At 49.6% G+C, this 9,368-nt stretch carries 12 protein-coding genes; 4 read left to right on the plus strand and 8 right to left on the minus strand.

Annotation, left to right across the window (positions count from 1 at the left end):
• The first annotated feature begins 63 nt into the window (after nt 1-63).
• The gene (locus NZ772_08005) at nt 64-1,155 is read left to right on the plus strand and encodes a hypothetical protein (protein ID MCS6813498.1); all 1,092 of its coding nucleotides are present in this window, start codon (nt 64-66) and stop codon (nt 1,153-1,155) included.
• Between the two features lie 11 nt (nt 1,156-1,166).
• Here the strand turns inward: NZ772_08005 and NZ772_08010 are convergent, their stop codons facing one another.
• Together NZ772_08010 and rpmF are read right to left on the minus strand one after the other, a co-directional pair.
• Nucleotides 1,167-1,760, minus strand: a complete 594-nt coding sequence (locus tag NZ772_08010; protein ID MCS6813499.1) for a sulfite oxidase-like oxidoreductase — start codon at nt 1,758-1,760, stop codon at nt 1,167-1,169.
• 36 nt (nt 1,761-1,796) lie between these two features.
• Nucleotides 1,797-1,967, minus strand: coding sequence for a 50S ribosomal protein L32 (rpmF, locus tag NZ772_08015; GenBank protein ID MCS6813500.1), 171 nt, complete (start codon nt 1,965-1,967; stop codon nt 1,797-1,799).
• A gap of 125 nt (nt 1,968-2,092) precedes the next feature.
• Here rpmF and fabZ point away from each other — a divergent pair, with 125 nt between their 5' ends.
• The 3 genes from fabZ to lpxB all read left to right on the plus strand — a co-directional run bounded on the left by fabZ (nt 2,093) and on the right by lpxB (nt 4,715).
• Nucleotides 2,093-2,602: a 3-hydroxyacyl-ACP dehydratase FabZ gene (gene fabZ, locus NZ772_08020; protein ID MCS6813501.1), complete on the plus strand. Its 510-nt coding sequence runs from the start codon at nt 2,093-2,095 to the stop codon at nt 2,600-2,602.
• A gap of 74 nt (nt 2,603-2,676) precedes the next feature.
• The gene (gene lpxA, locus NZ772_08025) at nt 2,677-3,501 is read left to right on the plus strand and encodes an acyl-ACP--UDP-N-acetylglucosamine O-acyltransferase (protein MCS6813502.1); all 825 of its coding nucleotides are present in this window, start codon (nt 2,677-2,679) and stop codon (nt 3,499-3,501) included.
• A complete protein-coding gene (lpxB, locus tag NZ772_08030) occupies nt 3,498-4,715 on the plus strand; it encodes a lipid-A-disaccharide synthase (protein MCS6813503.1) in 1,218 nt (405 codons plus the stop codon). Before lpxA ends, lpxB begins: the two co-directional genes overlap by 4 nt.
• Here lpxB and NZ772_08035 read toward each other — a convergent pair.
• From NZ772_08035 to NZ772_08060, 6 genes are all read right to left on the minus strand, one after another.
• Nucleotides 4,698-5,132 carry a Spy/CpxP family protein refolding chaperone gene (locus NZ772_08035; protein MCS6813504.1) on the minus strand — a complete coding sequence of 145 codons (435 nt, stop codon included), beginning with the start codon at nt 5,130-5,132 and terminating at the stop codon, nt 4,698-4,700. The genes lpxB and NZ772_08035 overlap by 18 nt on opposite strands.
• Nucleotides 5,133-5,177: 45 nt before the next feature.
• Nucleotides 5,178-5,522: a hypothetical protein gene (locus NZ772_08040; GenBank protein ID MCS6813505.1), complete on the minus strand. Its 345-nt coding sequence runs from the start codon at nt 5,520-5,522 to the stop codon at nt 5,178-5,180.
• On the minus strand, nt 5,519-6,088 hold the full coding sequence (locus tag NZ772_08045; GenBank protein MCS6813506.1) for a sigma-70 family RNA polymerase sigma factor: 570 nt from the start codon (nt 6,086-6,088) through the stop codon (nt 5,519-5,521). The genes NZ772_08040 and NZ772_08045 overlap by 4 nt, the downstream gene beginning before the upstream one ends.
• A 119-nt stretch (nt 6,089-6,207) precedes the next feature.
• Nucleotides 6,208-7,668: a transcription termination factor NusA gene (nusA, locus tag NZ772_08050; protein ID MCS6813507.1), complete on the minus strand. Its 1,461-nt coding sequence runs from the start codon at nt 7,666-7,668 to the stop codon at nt 6,208-6,210.
• 148 nt (nt 7,669-7,816) lie between these two features.
• The gene (gene rimP / locus NZ772_08055; GenBank protein ID MCS6813508.1) at nt 7,817-8,275 is read right to left on the minus strand and encodes a ribosome maturation factor RimP; all 459 of its coding nucleotides are present in this window, start codon (nt 8,273-8,275) and stop codon (nt 7,817-7,819) included.
• Nucleotides 8,276-8,455: 180 nt separating this feature from the next.
• Nucleotides 8,456-9,368, minus strand: a 913-nt coding sequence (locus tag NZ772_08060; GenBank protein ID MCS6813509.1) for a DUF512 domain-containing protein, incomplete at its 5' end; no start/stop codon positions are given.

A 9,368-nucleotide genomic window follows, 5' to 3' on the forward strand; every position in this document is an offset into this window, starting at 1 on the left:
CCGATCTGATGAGATCAAACCAGAGTTTATGTTCCTGTTAATTAGGTTGGATACTGAATGACTATGAAATCAGTTGATGATGCCGTTCCTCTTCGCAAGCTAGACGACTTAAGCTTGATGCGTAAATTTTTTGCAGGTGAGGGAACGTTGCTGTCTAACCAGAATTTGCGGGCAGAGGCAGGTTTCAATAATGAGTTTCAACTCCTTTCAAAGCGGGAGGGTGTCGTCGCTACCCTTAAGTTAGATAAGCCTGCAACTGCAAGCATTCGTGGACAATCAGCATATCAGGCCCTGTTGCACGAAGCGCTAGAAGACAACGGGTTTGTGTTGATGTCTTCGATGGATCAACAAGGTTTCATTCCCTATCAAAAATACAAAATTCCCGAAGGCTATCGCTTAAATTGCACGGAAGCACGGTATCTATGGCGAGAATGGTGGACGATGTACAAGAGCCATCCACGTGCTCAGTCACCGTTGCAGATGAACTTGCTGGTTCTAGCACGTGAACAGTGGTATCCCATTCGGGAGATGGTGTCTAGCCAAGGAATGCTGTATATCAAAACCTTGGTCAAGGAAATTGTTCTCGATGGTTCTAGTCAAATTGCGTGGTTGAACCGTCGGGTAGGTGGTTTAACAATGCCATTGCCACAGAAGCTTCATGGTGTCGAGGCAGAGATTAATAGTGACGATGCAACTCAAGTTGAGGTGCCAGAGACTTCTAGGTTCATGGCACCAGAACCGTCAAAGCGGCGGGTACACCCTGCGATCGCATCGCGTCAGATTACCAAACGTTTGACAAGCTCTAGTGTCGTTGAACAAACAGCTTTACCCAGGCGAGAATCCAGCCGATCGCTAACACCAGAATCAGGTGATCCATGGTCAGACCCTCGTGTTAGACAACAAACACCAACCTTTGAAGATAACCAGAAGCGTCAGGTAGCTAATCGTGAAGCGGCATCTGCTACAGAACCAAAGACTCAACCCCTAGCGCTACACCAGCCAAGCAGCAATGGCAAACATGCCGATATTGGCACTGTCCTGAAATTTCGAGATGGTCGGATTCATATTGCCACGGTAATTGGCGAATTGGTCGTGGAAGGAAATGACCTCAAGTTTTGGCTCAATAGTGATGGCGAAAAGAGGCAGGTTAGCTAAAGGATTTGCGATTACTCACTGTAACGCTCTTCTGCCCAAGGCTCACCCCGGCGATGATAGCCGTTGCGTTCCCAAAATCCCAGTTGCTCATGATCAAGAAACTCTAGACCACTAATCCACTTTGCACTCTTCCAGGCATAGAGGTGGGGCACGACAGTCCGCATTGGCCCTCCATGATCGGGCGGTAGGGGTTCGCCGAATAGAGTGTGAGCAAAGAAGTTTTCTGACCTGAGAAAATCTTCAAGGGTGAGATTAGTAGTGTAACCGCCATAGCAATGTTGCATGACGTGGGTCGCCCTTGGGTCTAGCTTGACATGTTGCATGAAATCAACAATGCGCACCCCTGTCCACTGGATATCCAGCCGTGACCAAGTGGTCACGCAATGAAAATCAGCAGTAAAGTCTGTTTGGGGCATCTGTTGAAAGTCTACCCATGTAAAGGTCGCTGGCTCTGCTAGCCCCCACACTCGGAGCTGCCACTCATCTGGCTTGATAATTGGCGTTGCCCCGTAGGTCAGCACTGGGAAACCGTTGGTCAGGTGTTGACCAGGAGGGACGCGATCGCCTAGGGCTGGATCAGGCCGACGAAAAAATTTGCCAGGCATAATAGCAACGTTCGTAGTAGTAGGACGATTGGCACTCTACTCTTCACTATCGTCTTCATCAGAGGGATAGACGAAGTTAGACCGCCCAGTCAGAATAGATTTGCCTAACGACAGAGCTTTTTGTGCCTGCTCAGCCGCCTTACGCCGCCAGTTTGCCCGCCGCTGGTCACGCTTAGCGTTTGAGGTTTTCTTCTTAGGAACCGCCATAGGATAAATCTTAGTGATAATTTACAGCCTATCTATTGTAGAGCATTGCTTTCGTTAAGAGCGATGAAAGTGTGCCGTTGAGCAGTACACTGTGAAACAGTAATTAACAACTATCGCCTGCCACTATGTTGACTGATGTGGATACACCTGACGCAGCTAGTTCTGTGAGCGATCGCAACAGTACCGCTGCATCGCTAGCGCCACCACTATTCACGGCTGAAGAAATCTATCGATTGCTACCCCATCGCTATCCCTTTGCATTGGTTGACCGCATCATTGAACTAGTGCCAGGGGAAAAAATTGTAGGGATTAAAAATGTCACTTTTAATGAGCCGCAGTTCCAAGGTCATTTTCCTGGTCGCCCCATTATGCCAGGGGTTCTGATTATTGAAGCTATGGCCCAGGTTGGTGGTGTGCTAATTGCCAAGATGCCAGACATGCCTGAAGGTATTCTGCTGTTTGCTGGTATTGACAAGGTTCGATTTCGCCGTCCCGTGGTGCCGGGTGACCAACTGGTGATGACGATCGAACTCTTGCGTCTGAAGCAACGTCGCTTTGGTAAGGTGTATGGCAAAGCTGAAGTTGATGGTCAGTTGGTAGCCGATGGCGAATTGCTATTCTCTCTTGTTGACTAGTACGTTGAAGGTTGGTGAGTAGATTTATGATTGCCCATCAGCATTCATCTCTGATTCAGGATTCATCACCCCCCATGACACCGTTAATTCACCCTACTGCTGTTATTGATCCTCGTGCCGAACTACATCCTACGGTACAGGTTGGTGCCTATGCGGTGATTGGTGGTCGAGTTACGATCGGGGCAGGAACTGTTATTGGGCATCATGCCATCATCGAGGGCCGGGTAGAAATTGGAGAGCGCAACGAAATCTTTCCGGGAGCTGCAATTGGGTTGGCTTCTCAGGATATGAAATATGACGGATCCGATAGCTTGGTACGAATTGGCAATGATAATCGTATCCGTGAATATGTAACGATTAATCGCGCTAACTACGAAAATGAAGCAACAATCATTGGCAATGGTAATTTGCTCCTTGCCTACGTGCATGTTGGGCATGACTGCATTATTGAAGACCAAGTAGTTATCACAAATGCTGTGTCTATCGGTGGCCATGTTTACGTAGAGTCACGTGCTCGTATCGGCGGCATGGTTGGTATTCATCAGTTCGTTCACATTGGACGGCTAGCGATGGTGGGGGCAATGAGTCGTATCGATCGTGATGTTCCTCCCTATGTGTTGGTAGAAGGCAATCCGTCTCGCATTCGCACCTTGAACTTAGTAGGGCTAAAGCGAGCAGGCGTAACCGACTTAGACAATGGCCGAACCTTTCAATTGTTGAAAAAAGCATTTCGGCTGCTGTATCGGTCTGAGCTAACGTTTCAGGAAGCCCTAGAGCAAGTAGGCCAGTTGGCCCATGATGACTATCTGCAACATCTATATCAGTTCTTGCTGTTGTCTCAAACGCCAGGACGGCGAGGCTTGATTCCAGGGCGGCGTGGTCACCAGGAGGAGGAGTGAAATCCTATCGTATTTTTATCAGCACGGGTGAAGTGTCGGGTGATTTGCAAGGATCGCTGTTAATTGAGGCATTGCAGCGTCAGGCTGCTCTCTTGGGTGTGTCCTTAGAGATCTTGGCCATGGGTGGCGATCGCATGGAGCAAGCTGGAGCAACAATCCTGGCAAATACTAAGGGGATTGGCTCCGTGGGCATCTTAGAATCCCTGCCCTTTGTGCTACCAACCTTGCGTGCTCAGCAGCAGGCGAGAGTTCATCTCCAGAAATATCCACCTGACTTGGTGGTGTTGATTGACTACATCCAGCCTAATTTGAATCTAGGAAAATATCTGCGCAAACGGATGCCACACCTGCCGATCGTCTACTACATTGCGCCTCAGAACTGGGTGTGGGCCATGAACCTAGAGTCTACCCGCGACGTGGTTGCCGTGTCCGATCGGATTCTGGCCATTTTTCCTGAAGAAGCTCGATATTTTCAAGCGGCTGGTGCCCATGTGACGTGGGTGGGACATCCCCTAGTAGAGCGTATGCAAGCTGCACCTAATCGTGCCCAAGCTCGTGCTATGTTAGGTTTGGATCCAGAACAGCCGGTTATTGCCCTAATTCCTGTTTCGCGTCGTCAGGAGTTAGTGCGCCTGTTGCCAGTAGTGTTTTCAGCAGCACAACGGCTGCAAGAAAAGTTGCCAAATGTCAGATTTTTGATTCCGCTGGCTTTGGATATTTTCCGAGATACAGTAGCTGCAAGAGTCCATGATTACAGTCTGCAAGCCACGATCGTCGATAGTCAAACGCCTGACCAACTTAGCGGAGAGTTACTAGGTGGCAATGCATCGTGTACGGTGATTGCAGCATCGGATTTGGCGATTGCAAAATCTGGCACAGTTAATCTAGAAATTGCACTATTGAATGTGCCTCAGGTGGTTGTGTATCGCCTTAACCCGCTGACAGCTTGGCTGGCTCGTAACCTGTTCAACTTTTCAGTGCCCTTCGTTGCGCCACCCAACTTGGTACAGATGAAACCAATCGTACCGGAACTACTGCAAGAAGATGCTACAGCAGATAATATTTTTCAGACTAGTTTTGACTTATTGCACAATCAAGAGCGTCGGCAGCAAATGCTGACAGGCTATGCGGAGATGCGTCAGGCCCTGGGAGAACCTGGAGCCTGCGATCGAGCAGCTCAAGAAATTCTCCAAATGCTACCTGCCACCTCTTAGGGGAGGACGACGATCAACCAAGTCTGCAAATTTGCGGCGTTGCTCAGGGGTGAGAATGGCTCGCATCTCTAACAAACTGTTAAAGTGTAATTCTGCAAGCTCTTGGCGAGCGGCTTGCACCTGTCGGAACTGTTGTCGGAGTTGGTCGGCTGAAGCATCTCCAGACATGAGCGATCGTAATTGCTGCTGGGCCTCTGCGACAGCTCGCTTACGTTGCTCAATTTGTCCCTGATAGCGGTTGCGAATAGCCTGAATTTGCCGAGTCTGTTGGGGTGAAAGATTCAATTCTCGTAGTAGATCACCCCTGCGCCGTTGAGCAACCACAGGTGGAACATCACCGGGAAATGCCCACGTAAATGGAGCAGTTGCCGCACCTAGCAAGGTTAGTAATAGAGTCAGGGTAGGCAGTGAACGCATGGCTTTCACGGGTAATCAGCAGTAAGTAACGAAGATGTCACAGCATTAAAAATTCATCGCTACAGAGTCATGGGTGGGCTGAACTGAATCTGTCCAGCTTTTTTCTATGAAGGATTCTAACTCAGCGACTTCTTGAGGGGTGAGGGCAGGGGGAGTCAGCAGCCGATAGGTAGCCCAGCCTGCTAGGGTAATGGCAGCGATTGCAGCAGGCACCACCCGCGTTAACCAGCGCACTCGTGGTATTTGATCTAGCCGATGCTGAGCAGTAATGGCCTGCATAAGCCGCGCTTCCAGACCAGGGGTCGGCTCTGGAGCAACTGGGCGATATTGCTTCAGAAAGGCAGTTAATGCTTGATCGTCATCGGGCGGTTGCATAGGATAACGGGTCATAATTGAACTCCTTCCGTTTTCAGGAATTGGCGCATAGCAGCACGAGCGTGGAATAATCGCGATTTGACAGTCCCCACAGGAATACCCAGAATATCTGCAACTTCCTTCTGGGGGATTTCCTCCAGGTCGTGCATGATGAGTACACTACGATGCTCAAGGCTAAGGGTAGTTAGTCCCCGTTGTACTAGATCCTGGTAGTGCAAATGCATCAGGTCAACTACTGGCTGCTCTGTAGGAGCATTATCGGTCAACCGTTGTTGGCGCGATCGAGCCTTAGCAAAATCCTGGCGCTGATCAGAGGCAACGTTCCAAGCAATCCGATAAAGCCATGTCGAAAACTTGGCATTTTGGCGAAACTTGGGCAGTCCTTTCCAGGCTCGTAAGAACACCTCCTGAACTAAGTCGTCCAGCACAGATGTGCCACAAAGTTGGTAAAGAATTGAGCGTACCCGTTGGTGGTGTCGTCGATAAAGATGACGAAAACAGTGGGTTTGCCCCTCAAGGCATTGCCGCACCAAGTCATAGTCGGCATCACCTATCGATTCACCCTCAGGTTCTTGATTCACAAGTGCTGACAAGGCAAACACCTTTTGAGATTTCCCGGTTATTTAGTAGGACACCTGCTTAGACTAGTATCCTCCCATAAAGGTTCAAACAACCTCACCCTGGGGATTAGCTGTGGGAGTTAGTCAGTAGTTTCATCATCCAACTCATCATCGGGGATATCGGCATCTTGAGTATCATTGTCCAATACGTTACGCCTCTCTTGAAGGGATGCATCTAGGTCATCCTCATCAGCACCTAGCTCATAGTCAGGCTCTAAGGCATCAGGATCTTCGATCGCAGATTGACGAGATACTAATTCCTCATCCGCAAATTCTTCCTCATCCAACTCTGCTTCTTCATCCTCAGCCGCTAGTGCTGCTGCTCGCTCTGCCTCAGCCGCCAACTCCGCCTCAGCCGCTTTTCGTCGGGCTTCTGCTAGCTCTTCCATGCGACGAGTTTCTCCCTCGTAGTCATACTTGGTAATGTCCTTAATATCGATTTTCCAACCCGTCAGGCGAGCTGCTAGGCGAACATTCTGTCCCTCCTTGCCGATCGCCAAGCTCAACTGGTCGTCAGCTACTAGCACATGGGCTTGTCGATCGTCAGGGTCAATTAGGCGTACCTCTTCCACCCGCGCTGGACTCAGAGCATTAGCAATGTAGGTAGCAGGGTCAGGCGACCATCGAATCACATCAATTTTCTCGCCTCGTAGTTCATTCACGACCACCTGAATCCGTGATCCCCGTGCACCAATACAAGCCCCTACCGGGTCTACATCTCGCTCCAAGGTATCAACTGCAATCTTAGTGCGTGGCCCTACATGCCGCGAGGGCGGGTTTGCCTCTCGTGCCACAGCCACAATCCGCACTACCTCATCTTCAATCTCTGGTACCTCATTAGCGAATAGATACACTACCAAGCCTGCATCTGCCCTAGACACCATCAATTGCGGCCCACGGCTAGAACCTTCCCCGACTCGTTTCAGATAGACCTTAAACGTAGCATTGGCCCGATAATTATCATTGGGTAGTTGCTCTCGCTTGGGTAGCTCAGCTTCTACTTCGGGCTGACCATAGCCACTACTGACTGCCATAATCACTGACTGGCGCTCAAATCGCAGCACCCGTGCTTGGAGAACAGTACCTTCCAAATCCTGAAACTCTTCTTGTACGAGCTTGCGCTGTTGGTCTCGCAGCTTTTGAGCCAGCACTTGCTTAGTTTGCATGGCTGCCATGCGGCCAAATTCACTCTGCTCTGGTGTGACATCAAGCACGACGGTATCCTCTAGCTGTGCTTCGGCAGCAACTTCTTGTACTTCGTGGAGAGCAATCTCGTGGTCGGGGTTGGTGACAGCTTCAACGATGCGTTTGGTGGCAAGAACGCGAAATCCTTCCCGATCGCTGTCCAGTTCTACTTCAAAGTTATTAAAGTAGTTGTCTTCAAACCCTCCACTATCCAAGCGTTGAGTACGGCGATAGCGCTCATAGCCCTTGAGTAAAGCCTCACGCAGGGCTTCTTGCACGGCTTGCCGAGGAAGGTTGCGTTCTCGACTAATCCCGTCGATGAGATCACGTAGACCTGGTAATGGAACCATTGACATAGGTTGTCCTCTTTACTGGTGGATTGAATAGATAAAGTTATGATGAATACGCTTACAGGTGGCGATGACAATGATTGACGTATTGACGTACTGATTTAAAGCATTCAAGCAATAGCATCAGCACTGGGTATAGTTACTGTTGGTTGAGCTAGGCACTTGTTAGACGAACACTGGTCACGATCGCTCGTGGAATTTTCACCATGCGACCCTTGAGGTTAATACGCACCGTAAACTCATCGCGGCTGACCAAGTTGCCATGCCATTCGTGTTGACCACCGTAGGGTTCACAGGTTGTTACTACCACTGGAAATCCCTTAAAGGAGTTGAAGTCACGATCGCTACTCAAGACTTGAGAGACTCCTGGGCTGGACAATTCCAACACATAACTGCCAGGGATGATGTTTTCTGCATCTAAAACTGCTTCCAGGGCTTTGCTCATGCGTTCACAGTCTTCTAAGCTAGTGTCGTGCTCTAGATTGCGAATATCAATCCGCAACACAGGAGGAACTTGGTTTGTCTGAAACACAGCGTTTACGACTTCTAAACCGAGCGCGGCGGCGATCGGCTGTGCACGGTCAATCACCATAGGAATAATCGGATGAGACATGCTCCATATCACCCTAAAAACAAAAAAGTGGGCAGTTGCCCACCTCCATGAAAACCACTTTCACAGAAACTTGACCCATGGCTCGACGATAGCAGCCATAAATCAGATTACATGGTAACGCATCTAACTGGTTGTGATGCAAGTTCCAGAAAATTAATTGCTGACGACTTGGCCTAGGAATCATTCAGCCAGTTGGCAAATCGTATCGACTAGATGCTCAATATCCATAATAGTAACTATTTTTGCATTCAACTGACTAGCCACCTCATCAACCGTCATGTCATCTAAAAATCGGGCTTCATCGTGTTTCAGCATAACAGCAGGCAACAGAATCCTATCTCCTAGCGCTTTGCCAGTTAGGCCTTGAATCAAATCTTGCCCCGTGAGCAATCCGGTCACGGTAATCGCCTGTCCCCAGTAATCGCTACGCAGAGCTACCATCTGGACAGTCAAACCCTGAACCTGGTTCAGTCGGGATACCACAGGCTGAAATGCTCGCTCTACGGCATTGCCCACCACCCAAGTCAGGATGCGCGGTGGAGTAATGCGATTGGGTAGCCGTTGAGATGCAATCTGAAACTGCTGCAGAAATTGGCGAATAGAGCCAACACCATTACCAATTTGAGGATAGTCTTGGTAGTGGGAAGCTGGGGGCAAGTCTTGACCAGCAATCAAGAACCACTCGTCGGCTAGCCAAGCAACAGGAGAACCATACTGCCGTTGAAAAGCTGCTTGTAAGGGTTGCACTTGGGCGATCGTCCGTCGGGCTAGGTCAGGAGTAACAGGGACTAACTCATCCTCAGCGGGACGAAACCGGGTCAAACCTACCGGTACTACGGCAATCGAGAGCACCGTAGGTATTCTCTGGTCTTGATGGTTCTGAGCAGGTGCGTGAAAACTAGCTAAGTCTAGAAGGGTTTGTTGGAGGTGATCGCCATCATTAATGCCCGGGCAGACAACAACCTGAGTATGGACTTGTAACCGGTGGGTTTGGAACCAGCGCAACTGCTCTAGGATTTGTCCAGCACGGGGATTTTTCAATAGTCGGATCCGGATGTCTGGTTGGGTTGCATGAACCGACACATAGAGGGGT

The sequence above is a fragment of the Cyanobacteriota bacterium genome, from assembly GCA_025054735.1.
In the GTDB taxonomy this organism is placed as follows: domain Bacteria; phylum Cyanobacteriota; class Cyanobacteriia; order SKYG9; family SKYG9; genus SKYG9.